General features: G+C 62.7%; 10 protein-coding genes. 5 read left to right on the top strand and 5 right to left on the bottom strand.

The window, feature by feature from the left end:
• Positions 1-7: 7 nt before the first annotated feature.
• The 3 genes from IB249_RS28730 to IB249_RS28720 all read left to right on the top strand — a co-directional run bounded on the left by IB249_RS28730 (position 8) and on the right by IB249_RS28720 (position 3,779).
• Positions 8-661 carry an ABC transporter permease gene (locus tag IB249_RS28730; RefSeq protein ID WP_192309582.1) on the top strand — a complete coding sequence of 218 codons (654 nt, stop codon included), beginning with the start codon at positions 8-10 and terminating at the stop codon, positions 659-661.
• Positions 658-1,815 (top strand): betaine/proline/choline family ABC transporter ATP-binding protein, encoded by a 1,158-nt coding sequence (locus IB249_RS28725; RefSeq protein WP_192309580.1) that lies wholly within the window; start codon positions 658-660, stop codon positions 1,813-1,815. Before IB249_RS28730 ends, IB249_RS28725 begins: the two co-directional genes overlap by 4 nt.
• An 800-nt stretch (positions 1,816-2,615) precedes the next feature.
• A complete protein-coding gene (locus IB249_RS28720) occupies positions 2,616-3,779 on the top strand; it encodes a type III PLP-dependent enzyme (protein WP_192309578.1) in 1,164 nt (387 codons plus the stop codon).
• Between the two features lie 169 nt (positions 3,780-3,948).
• Here IB249_RS28720 and IB249_RS28715 read toward each other — a convergent pair whose 3' ends face one another.
• Both IB249_RS28715 and IB249_RS28710 read right to left on the bottom strand, forming a co-directional pair.
• Complete coding sequence (locus IB249_RS28715; protein ID WP_192309576.1) at positions 3,949-4,716, bottom strand: tetratricopeptide repeat protein; 768 nt, start codon at positions 4,714-4,716, stop codon at positions 3,949-3,951.
• Entirely contained in the window at positions 4,713-5,393 is a 681-nt protein-coding gene (locus IB249_RS28710; protein WP_192309574.1) for a Fe2+-dependent dioxygenase, read from the bottom strand. Before IB249_RS28710 ends, IB249_RS28715 begins: the two co-directional genes overlap by 4 nt.
• A gap of 206 nt (positions 5,394-5,599) precedes the next feature.
• On the opposite strand from IB249_RS28710, the gene IB249_RS28705 reads away from it, so the two are divergent.
• Both IB249_RS28705 and IB249_RS28700 read left to right on the top strand, forming a co-directional pair.
• Positions 5,600-7,915 carry a TonB-dependent receptor gene (locus IB249_RS28705; protein ID WP_192309571.1) on the top strand — a complete coding sequence of 772 codons (2,316 nt, stop codon included), beginning with the start codon at positions 5,600-5,602 and terminating at the stop codon, positions 7,913-7,915.
• Positions 7,916-8,102: 187 nt separating this feature from the next.
• Positions 8,103-10,628: a PepSY domain-containing protein gene (locus IB249_RS28700; RefSeq protein WP_192309569.1), complete on the top strand. Its 2,526-nt coding sequence runs from the start codon at positions 8,103-8,105 to the stop codon at positions 10,626-10,628.
• A 107-nt stretch (positions 10,629-10,735) separates the two neighbouring features.
• Here the strand turns inward: IB249_RS28700 and IB249_RS28695 are convergent, their stop codons facing one another.
• Genes IB249_RS28695 through ptsP form a run of 3 tightly spaced genes read right to left on the bottom strand, consistent with a single transcriptional unit; the run spans position 10,736 to position 16,286 of the window.
• Positions 10,736-12,472, bottom strand: a complete 1,737-nt coding sequence (locus IB249_RS28695; RefSeq protein ID WP_192309567.1) for a PTS fructose-like transporter subunit IIB — start codon at positions 12,470-12,472, stop codon at positions 10,736-10,738.
• Between the two features lie 11 nt (positions 12,473-12,483).
• The gene (pfkB, locus tag IB249_RS28690; protein ID WP_192309565.1) at positions 12,484-13,425 is read right to left on the bottom strand and encodes a 1-phosphofructokinase; all 942 of its coding nucleotides are present in this window, start codon (positions 13,423-13,425) and stop codon (positions 12,484-12,486) included.
• On the bottom strand, positions 13,425-16,286 hold the full coding sequence (ptsP, locus tag IB249_RS28685) for a phosphoenolpyruvate--protein phosphotransferase (RefSeq protein ID WP_192309564.1): 2,862 nt from the start codon (positions 16,284-16,286) through the stop codon (positions 13,425-13,427). Before ptsP ends, pfkB begins: the two co-directional genes overlap by 1 nt.
• Positions 16,287-16,476: the final 190 nt, after the last annotated feature.

Here is a 16,476-nt window from a genome sequence, read left to right as displayed (position 1 = left end):
AAAAGACATGGAATTTATCAACGCCTTTTCCCACCTCGATTGGCAGCAAGTGCTGCACCTGACCTGGCAGCACATCACCCTGGTCGGCATCGCCGTGACCCTGGCGATCGTGGTCGGCGTGCCGCTGGGCATTCTGATGACGCGTTTCCCGACCCTCGCCGGCCCATTGCAGGCCAGCGCCACGGTGCTGCTGACCGTACCGTCGATCGCCCTGTTCGGCCTGTTGCTGCCGTTCTACTCGACCTTCGGCCAGGGCCTTGGCCCGATGCCGGCGATCACCGCAGTATTTCTCTATTCGTTGCTGCCGATCATGCGCAACACCTACCTGGCCCTGACCGGCGTCGAACCGGGCATCCGCGAAGCCGCACGCGGCATTGGCATGACCTTCGGCCAGCGCCTGCGCATGGTCGAACTGCCAATCGCGGTGCCGGTGATCCTCGCGGGCGTGCGCACCGCCGTGGTGATGAACATCGGTGTCATGACCATCGCCGCCACCATCGGGGCCGGTGGCCTCGGCGTACTCATCCTCGCTTCCATCAGCCGCAGCGACATGTCGATGCTGATCGTCGGCGCCGTGTTGGTCAGTCTCCTGGCCATCTTCGCCGACCTGCTCCTGCAATGGCTGCAACGCACGCTGACTCCAAAAGGACTCCTGAAATGATCGAACTCCAAAACCTCAGCAAGACCTTCCAAAGCAACGGCAAAGACGTGAAAGCCGTGGACTCGGTCAGCCTGACCGTCAATGAGGGCGAGATCTGCGTGTTCCTCGGGCCGTCGGGTTGCGGCAAGAGCACCACGCTGAAAATGATCAACCGCCTGATCAAGCCGACCTCGGGCAAGATCCTGATCAACGGCGAAGACACCACCGACCTCGACGAAGTGACGCTGCGGCGCAACATCGGGTATGTGATCCAGCAGATCGGCCTGTTCCCGAACATGACTATCGAGGAGAACATCGTGGTCGTGCCGAAACTGCTCGGCTGGGACAAACAGAAGTGCCACGACCGCGCCCGCGAGTTGATGAGCATGATCAAGCTGGAACCCAAACAGTACCTGCACCGCTACCCCCGCGAACTGTCCGGGGGTCAGCAACAACGGATCGGCGTCATCCGCGCACTGGCCGCCGACGCCCCGCTGCTGCTGATGGACGAACCGTTCGGCGCGGTCGACCCGATCAACCGCGAGATGATCCAGAATGAATTCTTCGAGATGCAGCGAGCGCTGAACAAGACCGTGATCATGGTCAGCCACGACATCGACGAAGCCATCAAGCTGGGCGACAAGATCGCCATCTTCCGCGCCGGCAAGCTGTTGCAGATCGACCACCCGGACACCTTGCTGGCCCACCCGGCGGACGAGTTCGTCAGTAACTTCGTCGGCCAGGACAGCACCCTCAAGCGCCTGTTGCTGGTGAAGGCCGAAGACGCGGCGGACAACGCGCCGTCGGTCAGCCCGGAAACCCCGGTGGCCGATGCGCTGGAATTGATGGATGAGCATGACCGTCGTTACGTCGTGGTCACGGATGGTGAGAACAAGGCGCTCGGTTACGTAAGACGTCGCGACCTGCATCGTCAGACCGGCACCTGTGCGCAGTACCTGCGTGAGTTCAATGCCACTGCGGCGTATGACGAGCATTTGCGCATCCTGTTGTCGCGGATGTACGAGTTCAACCGTTCGTGGTTGCCGGTGATGGATGCCGAACGGGTGTTCCTGGGGGAAGTGACCCAAGAATCGATCGCCGAGTACCTGAGTTCCGGCAAATCCCGTGGCGGCAAGACCAGCATCGTTTCGCCGGCGGAGGCTGCGGCCGTCTGATCGGACCCCATCACGTCAACCTGTGGGAGCGAGCCTGCTCGCGATAGCGGAGTGTCAGCCAACGACAATGTGGCCATGGCAAATCGCGAGCAGGCTCGCTCCCACTTTTTCGCTGCCATTCGGCGTTACTCAACGGCCGGAAAGAAATATCAACACCCACGCCTTTCAACCGCTTCGAAAAACCGCCCTCGCACTCACCAGATTTGCACTGACAGAACCGTCTCGCAGCCAACGTCGCCGATGTTGACGTCATCGTAGTTATCGATGATCTGGGGCTCATAAGTGTCGAACGTGCAGGTATTTTTAACACTTGAAAATTGTCCGGGAACATCTGCCCGTCATCTCTGTCCGCTACAAAGAGTGACGTCGGTCACGCACGTCAGAAGAGTGCAAAAACGCGACATTTTTTGTTGATCTCAGGCCCCTCACGCCCTAAAGTTCGCGCCGAACGTCCATGCTGGAAACGATCCATCCGGCTCAAGTACTGACGACGAGACAGCAAGGCCAAGGGAACACAGGTCCAGATCGTTTGAGAGCGTAGCGAGCGCAGGCAAGACAAGGCGGGAAGAGGCGAGGAAGCGGAGTCTACTGATTGTAAATGAGCATTCCGAGCCTCTTCCCAACGCAGTATTGCGTGCGTAGCGCCGTAGGCGCCGAGCCTGCAGTAGCTCTCAAACGATCTGGATGGCCTTTTTGCTTTCGGCGGCAATGCCTTGGGAAGTAGGCGAACCAAAGTGGGGATACGGAGGGCGTTCATTTGCACCCATTGATTTTTCAGTTTGCCAGTAGGAGTTCCCAGCATGTCGATCCAGGTCGAAGACTATTTCGCGCGCGAAACCTTTCAGAAAATGAAGGCCTTCGCCGACAAACAGGAAACCCCGTTCGTGGTGATCGACACCGCGATGATCGCCCAGGCCTACGATGACCTGCGTGCCGGTTTCGAATTCGCCAAGGTCTACTACGCGGTCAAGGCCAACCCGGCCGTCGAGATCATCGACCTGCTCAAAGAGAAAGGTTCGAGCTTCGACATCGCCTCGATCTATGAGCTGGACAAGGTGCTGAGCCGTGGCGTGAGCGCGGATCAAATCAGCTATGGCAACACCATCAAGAAGTCCAAGGACATCCGCTACTTCTACGACAAGGGCGTGCGCCTGTACGCCACCGACTCCGAAGCCGACCTGCGCAACATCGCCAAGGCGGCACCGGGCTCGAAGGTCTACGTGCGCATCCTCACCGAAGGCTCGACCACGGCTGACTGGCCGCTGTCGCGCAAATTCGGCTGCCAGACCGACATGGCCATGGACCTGCTGATCCTCGCCCGCGATCTGGGCCTGGTGCCTTACGGCATCTCGTTCCACGTCGGCTCGCAACAGCGCGACATCAGCGTCTGGGACGCCGCCATCGCCAAGGTCAAGGTGATCTTCGAGCGCCTGAAAGAAGAAGACGGCATCCACCTCAAGCTGATCAACATGGGTGGCGGCTTCCCGGCCAACTACATCACCCGCACCAACAGCCTGGAAACCTACGCTGAGGAAATCATCCGCTTCCTCAAGGAAGACTTCGGTGACGACCTGCCGGAAATCATCCTGGAGCCCGGCCGTTCGCTGATTGCCAACGCCGGCATCCTGGTCAGTGAAGTGGTGCTGGTTGCCCGTAAATCCCGTACCGCCGTCGAGCGTTGGGTGTACACGGATGTGGGCAAATTCTCCGGCCTGATCGAAACCATGGACGAAGCGATCAAGTTCCCGATCTGGACCGAGAAGAAAGGCGAGATGGAAGAAGTGGTGATCGCGGGCCCAACCTGCGACAGCGCCGACATCATGTACGAAAACTACAAGTACGGCCTGCCGCTGAACCTGGCCATCGGCGATCGCCTGTACTGGCTGTCGACCGGTGCTTACACCACCAGCTACAGCGCCGTTGAATTCAATGGCTTCCCGCCGCTGAAATCGTTCTACGTGTAAACGCTGCAGGCATTGAAAAGCCCATGACATGACCTGTCATGGGCTTTTTTGTGCACCTGTAGATCGTACCCCCTGTAGGAGCGAGCATGCTCGCGATGGACTCAAGCACGCCGCGTGGGCATCAGGCACCCCGCGTCATCGTTCAAGTCCATCGCGAGCATGCTCGCTCCTACAAGGGGGTTAGCGTCTGCTCGAGTTCAGCGCAGCGTTCGGTGTAGTCGGCTGCCAGGGCACGGATCTGTGGATCGGTGGCGCCCAGCAACGACTGGCTCGCCACCCGCAGGAAATTCAGATTGCCGCCGACCAGCGCCTTGCGTAACCAATCCAGCGCCTCATCGAGGTTGCCTTCACTCGCCAACACCGCCGCATAACTGAACTGCCCACGGAAATCGCCGCCGAGGGCCGAACGTCGATACCAGTGCACAGCGCCCGCCGGGTCCGCTGGACAGAACCGCCCCTCCTCCAGGTATCGCCCCAGCAGGTTCATCGACTTCGCGTGGCCCAACTGCGCGGCACGTCGATAAAGGCTCAGCGCCTGCACCTGATCCTCGACTCCACCCCGTCCGGTCGCCAACAGGTTGGCATAGTTGTACATCGCCCAATCCAGACCCGCGTCGGCGCCCAGGCGGTAGTGCCGCGCGGCAAGCGCAACATCCGCCACACAGCCCCAGCCATGTTCATGACAGCGCCCGAGCATGTTGCGCGCCATCAGGTGTCCACCCTGTGCGGCAATCTCGAACCAGCGCAGCGCCAGCGTCTGGTCCCGTGCAATGCCCTGGCCTTCCAGCAGGATCTGTCCGAGCAAGGCCTGGGCGTCGATCACACCTTCGCCAGCGGCGAGCAGTATGGCCTGGGCGGCGCGGGCGGGACTTTCTTCGAGCATGGCCTTGAGCTGGTCGCCATCGAGCACTTCCTCACGGCGCAGTCGGAAATTCATACCTCGACCCAACGACGCAGCAGGTTGTGATAGGTCCCGGTCAGGCGAACCAGTGACGGATGATCAGGCACGTCCTGTGTCAGTTGCTGGATCGCCCCGTCCATTTCGAACAGCAGCGCGCGCTGGCTGTCTTCGCGGACCAGGCTTTGCGTCCAGAAGAACGCGGCGAACCGCGAGCCTCGGGTGACAGCGTTGACCTTGTGCAGGCTGGTGCTGGGATACAGGACCATGTCGCCAGCCGGCAGCTTGACCCGCTGCACGCCGTAGGTGTCCTGGATTTCCAGCTCACCGCCGTCGTAATCCTCGGGCTCGCTGAAGAACAGCGTCGATGACAGGTCGGTGCGCACGCGCTCGATGCTGCCCTTGGGTTGGCGCACGGCGTTGTCGATATGGAAGTCGAAACTGCCGCCCGCCGTGTAACAGTTCACCAACGGTGGAAAGACCTTGTGCGGCAACGCCGCCGACATGAACTGCGGGTTTTTCCACAACCGCTCGACCATCGCCGCGCCGATCTCCTTGGCCAGCGGATGGCCCTCGGGCAATTGCAGATTGTGTTTGGCCTTGGCCGACTGATAGCCGGCCGTGATCTTGCCGTCCGCCCAATCGGCCTGTTCCAGGGCTTCGCGAATACGCTGCACCTCTTCTTTGGTGAACAAGCCCTTGATGTGCAGCAGCATGGAAAGTACCTGAAGGCTAAAGGATGGCAATGGTATTGATTCTTATTGCCAGTGTAAAACCCGGCAGACGAATGAATCATCAAAAACCGTAAGGGCAAATTGTAAAGAATGTAAATTCAGTGCGAATAGTAACGTTTCGCAATTGATACAAAGACGCGTCTACCCTATATTCCGCGACCTCAAATCCTTGGGGAAGGGAAATTCAGATGTCGCGCCAACCAGCACAATTACCTGTCAGTTCACCGCGTCTGCTCGCCTCGGCGATTGGCGTGGCACTTACCGCCGGCTCCGCAGGCCACATGGTGTTCGCCGCCGAGAAGACGGACGAAAAGGCACCGAACGGCGCGATTGCCCTGGATGCCACTGCCATCACCGGTGAAGCGCAGGACGCGACCAGTTACAACGCCGAGAAGGCCTCTTCGCCCAAGTACACCGCCCCGCTGGTCGACACGCCGCGCTCGGTCACCGTCATTCCACAACAAGTCCTCAAGGACACCGGCGCGCTGAACATGCAGGACGCCCTGCGCACGGTTCCCGGCATCACCTTTGGCGCCGGTGAAGGCGGTAACCCGCAGGGCGACCGTCCCTTCATTCGCGGCTTCGATGCCCAGGGCGATACCTACCTGGACGGCGTGCGCGACACCGGTTCGCAAAGCCGTGAGATCTTCGCGGTCGAATCGATCGAAGTCAGCAAGGGCCCGAATTCCGCCATTGGCGGTCGTGGCGCGGCCGGCGGCACAATCAACCTGGTGAGCAAGAAAGCCCACCTTGGCAACTCGCTCGACGGTGGCTTCACCTGGGGTTCGGACCAGACCCAGCGTTACACCTTCGATGGCAACTACCAGTTCACCGACACCGCTGCCGGCCGTCTGAACCTGATGAGCCACGAAAGCAATGTCGCCGGCCGCGATCAGGTCGATTACGACCGTTGGGGTGTCGCGCCATCCCTGGTGTTCGGCCTGGGCACCGACACCCGGGTCAATCTCGATTACTACCACCTGGAAAGCAACGACACACCGGACTCGGGCATTCCATATTCGTTCTCGTCGCCGCGCACCAAGGCCAATCCGGACAAACCGTTCTCCGGAGGCGACGACAGCAACTTCTATGGTCTGGACCGTGACTTCCGCAAGGGCCGCACCGATACCGCCACCTTCGCCATCGAGCATGATCTGAGCGACGCGCTGACGATCAAGAACACCTTGCGCCACGGCACCAGCATGCAGGATTACATCCTGACCCAGCCGGACGACAGCAAGGGCAACGTCAACTTCGACAGCGTTTGGCGCCGGGCCAACACCCGCGTCAGCAACACGGAAACGACGACCAACCAGACCGATCTGTTTGGTGATGTCTACATCGCCGGGTTCAAGAACAGCTTCTCCACCGGCATCGAGTTCAGCCGCGAAGAAAGTGAAAAATCTTCGTACAACGTGAACACTGACACGACGCCGCTGACCACAGCGCCTCCATCCAGCACCAACTGCCGTCCTCCCATGATCGGCGCGCCAAGTGGCTATAACTGCACCTCGCTGTCGAACCCGAACCCGAACGATCCATGGAACGGCGCGATCTCGCGCAACTATGCCGGCACCGACACCAAAGCCGACACCTATGCGCTGTACGTGTTCGACACCCTGGAGTTGTCCGAGCAGTGGCTGGTGAACATGGGCCTGCGCTACGACCATTTCGACACCGAATACAAAAGCTACACCGCAGCCGGCGCGACGACCTACAAGGGCGATGACGTCAGTGAGTTCGTCACCGGTCAGTTCGGCGTGGTCTACAAGCCGGCACCGAACGGCAGCATTTACGCCTCTTATGCGACGTCGGCCACACCACCGGGCGCCACCCTCGGTGAAGGCCAGGACGGTAACCCGTTGAGCGGCACACCGGATCGCAGCGGCAACCTGCTGAGCAGCGACATGGAGCCGGAAACCACCAAGAACTACGAAATCGGCACCAAGTGGGACTTCCTGAACGATCGCCTGTCGCTGACCGCCGACGTGTTCCGCACCGAGAAGGAAAACGCCCGGGTTCAGGTCAACACCACGTCGTATGAAAACGCCGGCACAACCCGCGTCCAGGGCATCGAGCTGTCGGCCAGCGGCAAGCTTACCGACCAATGGCAAGTGTTCGCCGGTTACGCCTACATGGACAGCGAACAGGTCGATGGCGGTGATCTGCCTGCCAACAAGGCCAAAAATGGCAACGAACTACCGAACACCCCGAAAAACAGCGCCAGCCTGTGGACGACTTATCAAGTCACGCCAAAGCTGACCATCGGTGGCGGAGCGTTCTACGTCGATAAGGTATTTGGCAACGTGGACAACACCACCATGGTGGATTCCTACGTTCGCTACGATGCGATGGCCGCCTACAAGCTGACCAAGAACATCGACCTGCAATTGAACGTGCAGAACCTGACTGACGAAACCTATTACGACAAAGCCTTCTCGACCCACTTCGCCAACCAGGCGGCCGGTCGTACGGCATTGCTGAGCACCAATTTCCACTTCTGATTCCCGGAACACCGCCAGACCGGTGGGAGCGAGCCCGCTCGCTCCCACCGAAGCAGTAACCGTCAGGCGAAGCCCTGTTCATCCGGATGAACAGGGCTTTTGCGTGTGAAAAAGAATGTTTCTCGACAACCCACGGCATCATAATGCGCGCCGTGATGACCACTTTCGAACGAACAAGGCGAGCGACGTGTTGAAGAAAACCCTGTTCCAGTTGCACTGGTTTTTTGGCATCAGTGCCGGGCTGGTCCTGGCCCTGATGGGCATCACCGGGGCAATGGTCTCGTTTCAGGATGAAATCCTGTATGCGGTGAACCCCTCTGTGCTGCAGGTGCAGAAACAGGTTGCCGGTGTGCTGCCGCCCGCCGAACTGGTGGCGAAAGTCGAAGCGGCCACCGGCCTGAAGGTCGCGATGCTCTCGGTCGATATCGACAGCGACATCGCCGCCCGGGCCTTCTTCACCCCGCCGCCGGGTGAACGGCGCGGTCCCATGCGTTTCTTCGATCCGTACACCGGCGAACTGCTGGGCGAAGCGAGCGGCCAGTCCTTCTTCGGCCTGATGCTGCAATTGCACCGCTTCCTCGCCATGGGCGACAGCGGTCGCCAGATCACCGGGGCCTGCACGCTGATCCTGGTGTTCTTCTGCCTGTCCGGCCTCTACCTGCGCTGGCCCCGCCAGTGGAAAAGCTGGCGCGCCTGGCTGACCTTGGACTGGAAGAAAAAAGGTCGCAGCTTCAACTGGGACCTGCATTCCGTCGCGGGCACCTGGTGCCTGGTGTTTTACCTCCTGTCGGCGCTGACCGGGCTGTTCTGGTCCTACGAGTGGTACAGCAAGGGCCTGACCCGGTTGCTCTCCGACGCGCCGCAGAACGAACGCGTGCGCAATCGCGGCCCGGCGCCAGCCGGCCCGGCGCCGGTCGCCGATTACTCGGCCATGTGGAGCAGCATCTACAGCGCGGCGGGTCCCGACCTGAGTTTCTACAACACCCGCATGCCACCCGTGGCCGGACAACCGGCGACGGTGTTCTACCTGTTGAAAGACTCGCCCCATGACCGCGCCCTGAACCAGATCACCCTGGACCCGGTCACCGGCGTGATCAAACGGCACGACCGCTACAGCGACAAAAGCTTCAAGGCGCAGTTGCTGACCAGCATTTACGCCCTGCACACCGGCAGCTACTTCGGTATTGGCGGACGCATCATCCTGACGCTCACCGCCCTGACCATGCCACTGTTTTTCATCACCGGCTGGATGCTCTATCTCGATCGCCGCCGCAAGAAGCGCCAGATCAAGCAAGCGCGCCAGGGCCTGGTCCAACCGGGCGGCAACACCCCGGCATGGCTGATCGGCTTCGCCAGCCAGAGCGGGTTTGCCGAGCAACTGGCGTGGCAGACCGCCGGCCAGTTGCAGGCCGCCGGGTTGCCGGTGAACGTGCAGCCGCTGGCGAGCCTGAGCGAACAGGATCTGCGGGAATCGAACAACGCGCTGTTCGTGGTCAGCACCTTCGGCGACGGCGACGCGCCGGACAGTGCCCGCGGGTTCGAACGCAAGGTGCTGGGCCGGGCGCTGAGCCTGGAGCGACTGAACTACGCCGTGCTGGGCCTGGGCGATCGCCAGTATCAGCACTTCTGCGGTTTCGCCCGGCGCCTGCACACCTGGCTGGGCGAGCACGGCGGCAAGAGTCTGTTCACCCCGGTGGAAGTGGACAGCGGCGACCCGTACGCCTTGCGTCACTGGCAGCAACAGCTGGGCCTGCTGACCGGTCATGCGCCCGTGGACACCTGGCAGGCACCGAGCTACGACCATTGGACGCTGGTGCGCCGAGAGCTGATGAACCCCGACAGCAGCGGCTCGCCGGTGTACCTGCTCGGCCTTCGCGCCCCGACCACCAGCAGCTGGCTGGCCGGTGACCTGGTGGAAGTGCTGCCGCGCAATTGCCCATGGGCCATCGAACACTTCCTTGATGGTCTGGGGCTCGATGGCCGGGCCACGGTGCAGCTCGACAGCCTGTCGCAGCCACTGGAACAGGCACTCGCCAGTCGCCAGCTGCCCGAGAACCGTACCCATCTGGTCGGCCTGCATGCCCAGGCCCTGGTCGATGCGCTGGTGCCTCTGGCGATGCGCGAATACTCCATCGCGTCGATTGCCGCCGACGGCGTGCTGGAATTGATCGTGCGCCAGCAACTGCATGCCGATGGCAGCCTGGGCATTGGCTCCGGCTGGCTGACCGAACACGCCCCGGTGGGCAGCGGCATCAGCCTGCGGGTACGCCGCAACAGCGGTTTCCATCTGCCGGTCGAGCCCGTGCCGATGATCCTGGTGGGCAACGGTACCGGCCTGGCCGGCCTGCGCAGCTTGCTCAAGGCTCGGATCGCCGACGGGCAACAGCGTCATTGGCTGCTGTTTGGCGAGCGCAATCGCGAGCATGACTTCCTGTGCCGCGATGAGTTGCAGGAGTGGCTGATTTCAGGGGATATCGAGCGCCTGGACCTGGCTTTCTCGCGGGATCAGGCCGAGAAGATCTACGTTCAGGATCGCCTGCGCGAATCCGCCGATGAACTGAAGATATGGCTGGCCGACGGCGCGATGCTCTACGTTTGCGGCAGCCTGGAAGGCATGGCCAGCGGCGTGGACCAGGTACTCAACGACGTACTCGGCGCCGCAGAGGTCGAGCGGCTGATCGAACAGGGACGCTATCGTCGGGACGTCTACTGACGCCCTGTGAGAGCGAGCCTGCTCGCGACATCGGTTTCTTCTCCAACCTATCGGTTGGCTGTAGCACCGCCTTCGCGAGCAGGCTCGCTCCCACACAGATCAGAAGGTCAGGCGTTGACCGGTTCGACGGCCAGCTCGACCGCTTCCGGGCGCTTCAACAGGGCATAGGCCACGGCGGTCAGCAGGCTGCCGGCGACAATCGCCAACAGGTACAGCAAGGCATGGTTGATCGCATTGGGAATCGCCAATACAAACAACCCACCATGCGGCGCCATCAGTTTGCAGCCGAAGTACATCGACAGGGCCCCGGTCAGCGCGCCACCGGCCATGCTTGCCGGGATCACCCGCAACGGGTCTTTGGCGGCGAAGGGAATGGCGCCTTCGGAGATGAAGCACAACCCCAGCACCAGCGCCGCTTTCCCGGCCTCGCGTTCGGTCTGGGCGAACTTGCGACGGGCGAGGAACGTGGCGATGCCCAGGCCAATGGGCGGCACCATGCCGGCCGCCATGGTCGCGGCCATCGGAGCGTAGCTCTGCGAGGCCAGCAGCCCCACCGAGAAGGCATACGCCGCCTTGTTGATCGGCCCGCCAAGGTCCACACACATCATGCCGCCGAGCAACACGCCGAGCAGAATCGCGTTGGTGGTGCCCATGCTGTCGAGAAAATGCGTCAGCCCGGCAAGCATTCCCGCCACCGGTTTACCGACCACGTAAATCATCACCAGGCCGGTGAACAGGCTCGCCAACAGCGGGATGATCAGAATCGGCTTCAGCGCTTCAAGGCTTTGCGGCAGACGCGCGTAGCGATTGATCGCCTGCGCCGCGTAGCCGGCGATGAAACCGGCAATGATCCCGCCGATGAAACCGGCGCCCAGCGTGCTCGCCAGCAGGCCGCCGATCATCCCCGGCGCGAGGCCCGGGCGGTCGGCGATCGAATAGGCGATGTAGCCTGCCAGCAGCGGCACCATCAACTTGAAGGCCGTCTCGCCACCGATCTGCATCAGGGCCGCCGCGAGGGTGCCTTCTTCCTTGAACGCAGTGATGCCGAAGACGAACGACAACGCGATCATCAAGCCGCCCGCCACCACCATCGGCAGCATGAACGACACGCCGGTCAGCAGGTGTTTGTAGACGCCGGTCTTTTCCTTGGCCGGTGCCTTGGCCCCGGCAGCCGCACTTTCCTGCTTGCCCTCGGCCAGGGCCTTGTTCAGCGTCGCCTCGGCCTGTTTCAGGGCGATACCGGTGCCGCAACGGTAGATTTTTTTGCCGGCAAATCGCTCGGTGGCGACTTCGATATCGCAGGCCAGCAGCACCACGTCGGCTTCGGCAATCGCGGCGGCGCTCAAGGGATTGCGCGCGCCCACCGAGCCCTGGGTTTCAACCTGCAGGTCGTAGCCCAATTTTTTGGCGGCTTGCTGCAAGGCTTCGGCCGCCATGAAGGTATGGGCCACCCCGGTCGGGCACGCCGTGATCGCCACCAGGCGCGGGGCATTCTGCGCATCGGCGACAGGTTCGACCGCCGCCTCAGGTGCCACATGCACCTGTGCTTCCTGCGCCCCACGGCGCAACACCGCCTCGACATCCTGCAGCGCCTGCGCCGGGGTGCTCTGGAACACGCGCTTGCCGACAAACCGCGACAGGTCGACCGGCGCACTGGTCACCAGCAGCACCCACTCGGCCGCCTCGATCGTCGCCGCCGACAACTGTCGCTCCGGGTGCGCCGCGTCGATGACCTCGACGCTGGTGCTCCAGCCCTGGCGCTGTGCCGCCGCATCGAGCAAGCGGGCGCACAGCACACTGGTGACCATGCCGTTCGGACAGGCCGTAACAATGGCTAACTTCATGACATACCCTCTTATTGTTCTGTCAGGGGATGAATGCGTACCCCCTGTTCGAGCTGCGCCAATTGCGTCGCATCGCCAATGCCGTAACCGATCTGCGTCACCGCCATCGCTGCAATTGCCGTGGCGGTGCGCAGGGTCTGCTCCGGGGTGTCGGGCTTGAGCAGACCGTGAAGCATGCCGGCCAACAACGAATCCCCGGCGCCCACCGTACTGGCGACGCTGACCCTCGGTGGCGTGGCATGCAGCGCCGCGCCGACACTGAACCAGTTCACGCCGTCGGCACCGTGGGAAATCACCACATGCTCGATGCCTTGCCCGTGCAAACGGCTCGCGGCATCGGCTTGCGCGGCGACCGAAACCACCTCTCGGCCAAGCGCTTCAGCCAACTCTTCGGTATTCGGCTTGATCAGCCACGGACCCGCCTTGAGCGCCGCGCGCAAGGCTTCACCGCTGGTGTCGAGCGCCACCTTCAGCCCGAGTTTTTTCAAGCGCAGCACCAACGCCTGCAACCACTGCGGGCTGATGCCCTGGGGCAGGCTGCCAGCGACAACGACCGCGTCATGCCCCGGTGCAACCTGATCCAGGCGATCGAGCAACGCCTGTTGCGCCGCTTCACTGACCTTCGGCCCCGGGCCGTTGATGTCAGTGATGCGCCCGTCGCCTTCCGCGACCTTGATGTTGCTGCGGGTGGCGCCCGGAACACGGATGAAGGCATCGACGAAACCGCGCCTGGCGAACAGGGTTTCGAACGCTTGCAGATTGTCTTCGCCGAGGAATCCGCTGACGGTGAGCTGGTGCCCGAGGTCCGCCAGCACCTGCGCCACGTTCACGCCCTTGCCGGCGGCATGGGTGTGCATGTCGTCGCTGCGATTGACCTGGCCGGGCTCGAGGCGTGGCAACTGCACCGTCAGGTCCAGTGCCGGGTTGAGGGTCAGGGTGAGAATCCGGGCCATTACAGCGCCTCCACTAATTCGCGCACTTCGTTCGCGCTGCCCACGGCCAACGCCTGTTGGGCAAGGGTTTGAGCCTGGGTCAGGCTGAGTTCGCGGATGCGCGCCTTGACCTCGGCAATGCTGCGCCCGGAGACGCTGAGTTCATCCACGCCAAGACCGACCAGCACCGGCACCGCCAGCGGATCGGCCGCCAGCTCGCCGCACACACCGACCCATTTGCCGTGGGCGTGGGCGGCACGCACGGTGATGTCGATCAGTTGCAGCACCGCCGGGTGCAAACCGTCGGCCTGGGCCGACAAGGTCGGATGACCACGGTCGATGGCCAGGGTGTATTGGGTCAGGTCGTTGGTGCCGACGCTGAAGAAGTCGACCTCCTTGGCCAGCACCGGGGCGAGCAACGCCGCCGACGGCACTTCGATCATGATCCCCAGTTGCAGATCGGCGACCGGGATTTCCCGGCGCAGGCGTTCGGTCATGTCCCGTGCCGCGCGCCACTCCTCCACACTGCCGACCATCGGGAACATGATGCGCAGCGGCCGGTTATCGGCAGCCCGCAACAAGGCGCGCAATTGCGCTTCCATGATCTGCGGGCGTTGCAAGGTCAGGCGAATGCCGCGCACCCCGAGGAACGGGTTCTCTTCTTTGGCGATGGGCCAATATGGCAGCGGTTTGTCGCCACCGACATCGAGGGTGCGCACCACCAGCGGCCGACCGGCCAGGCCATCGAGCACGCGCCGGTATTCGGCTTCCTGGGTGGCCTCGTCCGGCGCCTGCGGGTGGGCCATGAAAATCAGTTCGGTGCGCAACAGCCCAATGCCTTCGGCACCCTGCTCCACCGCGCTGCTGACGCCGGCGCTTTCACCGATGTTGGCGAACACTTCCACCGGATGACCATCGCGGGTCAACGCCGGTTGATGGCGTTGTTCGGCCGCCGCTTTCAGGCGTTGTTCGCGCGCATCCCGTTCTGCACCGGCACGTTGCAGGGTCGCCGCATCGGCGTCGACATGCAGGCGACCGCGCTGGCCATCGAGCAGCAGCGGCGTGCCCGGCGCCAGCAGCAACACCGCCGCGCCCGCGCCGACCAATGCCGGGATGCCGAGTGCGCGGGCGACGATCGCACTGTGCGCGGTGGCGCCGCCCCGAGCGGTGAGAATGCCGGCGACCCGGGCAGGATCCAGGCGCGCCACATCGGACGGTCCGACTTCGTCCATCACCAGAATGTACGGCTGATCGGGTTCACTCGGGGTCTCGACGCCACAGAGTTGCGCCAGCACCCGACGACCGATGTCGCGCAAGTCCGCCGCGCGCTCGGCGAGCAGCGCATCCTGCAACGATTCCTGTTGCCGGGCCGCGCCCTCGATCACCGTCATCCAGGCGGCTTCGGCGCTCTCGCCCTGTTTGAGGCGGGCCTCGACCTCATCGGTCAGTTCCGGGTCGTCGAGCATTTCCTGATGGGTGATGAAAATTTCCCGAATGGCCTTGGACAGACTCCGCTCGATCAACCCGGCGATGTCGCGACGCACATGCGCCAAGGCCTGTTGCAGACGCTCGCGCTCAACTGCGGCGGACTCGCCACGCAGCGCATAGTCGATGGCCTGCACCACCTGGACATGCGCCGGGCCGATAGCGATGCCCGGGGCGGCAGGGATCGCTTGAACCACACTGCCGGCCGCCGGGGCGAGCAGCACTTCGGCAATGTCAGTGATGACTTCGCGCGGCGGGCTCACCACGGGCAGCGGCTCGACCTCTTCACCCAGGCCTTCTTCGATGGCGGCCAGCAGGGCCGGCAAGGCATCCGCAGCGATGTCCGGCTCGGCAATGAATTCCAGCACCTGACCGCGGCGGGCGCCGAGACTGAGCAACTTGCTCAGGCTCTTCACCGACACGGCGCTGTCGTTTCCATCGACGAGACGCACACGAATCTCGCCTTCAAAACTTTTCGCCAGCTGCGCGAGGATTTTCGCCGGACGCGCGTGCAAGCCATGGGCGTTGGCCAGGGCGATGCGCGCGCTCGGCCAGTCTGCGGGCAGCTCGCCCCCGAGCACTTCGAGGACTTTACGGCGGCTGGTGGCACGGCCCAGTTCATGACCACGACCTTCAATCAGCAACGCGCACAGGCGCTCGAGCAGGGCCTGGTGCGCTTCACCGAGACTGGCCAGGCAAAACAGCCCCGTCAGTGGCTGACCGAGATAACGCATGGGCTTGTCCGGCGTGACAAACGCCAGGCCCGGACGCTTGACCGTCTGCTCGCTGTGCAACCACCACAGGCCATCCCCCAGAGGCAACGCTTCGACCTGCTGCAGGACAGCGGAAAAACCGTTGCTGACGCAGTCCGCCTGACGCAGCAGACGCGCACCGCGCCAGACCAGTTCTTCGAAATCTTCGGCCGACACTCCCAGGCCGATCATCTGGGCGTCCAGGGCCAACTCTTGGGGCGCGCCCTGCAGCAGTTTCAACAGCGCTTCGGGCGTACTGGCGCGACGCAGGGCCTGGCCCAGATCGGTTTCGCCGAGGGCGCGGGTCAGCAGTTGCAGGAGCCGCAAATGCTCGTCGGACTTGGCCGCGATGCCGATGGCCAGGTACACCATCTGGCCGTCGCCCCAGTCCACGCCCTCGGGGAATTGCATCAGCCGCACGCCGGTGGAATACACCTGATCGCGGGTTTGCGGGGTACCGTGGGGAATGGCAATACCTTGACCCAGAAAGGTCGAGCCCTGGGCCTCGCGGGCCTGCAAACCGGCGAGGTAACCGTCGGCAACCAGGCCATCGGCCACCAGGTGCCGGGCCAACTGCTCCAGCGCGGCGGACTTGTCCACGGCCGATTGGCCCATGGATATCTGCTCTATCGTAAGCTCGAGCATGCGTTCTCCTTTTTGGCACCTCGGGGCGCCAGGTATTGTTTTGAATGAGTCAGCTTAGGCGCTTGGTCGCAACTTTTGGCGGTTTCGCGGCAGAACCGGCCAAATGCACCTAATGTGTAGAAAATACGCTTGCTGAAACGTTTAATCTAGAATGTTGGGCACGTTACTCGATAATCTTTCAGGGTTGAAG

The sequence above is a fragment of the Pseudomonas sp. PDM04 genome (assembly GCF_014851765.1).
GTDB lineage: Bacteria > Pseudomonadota > Gammaproteobacteria > Pseudomonadales > Pseudomonadaceae > Aquipseudomonas.
This window is presented reverse-complemented; position numbering and strand designations above follow the sequence as displayed.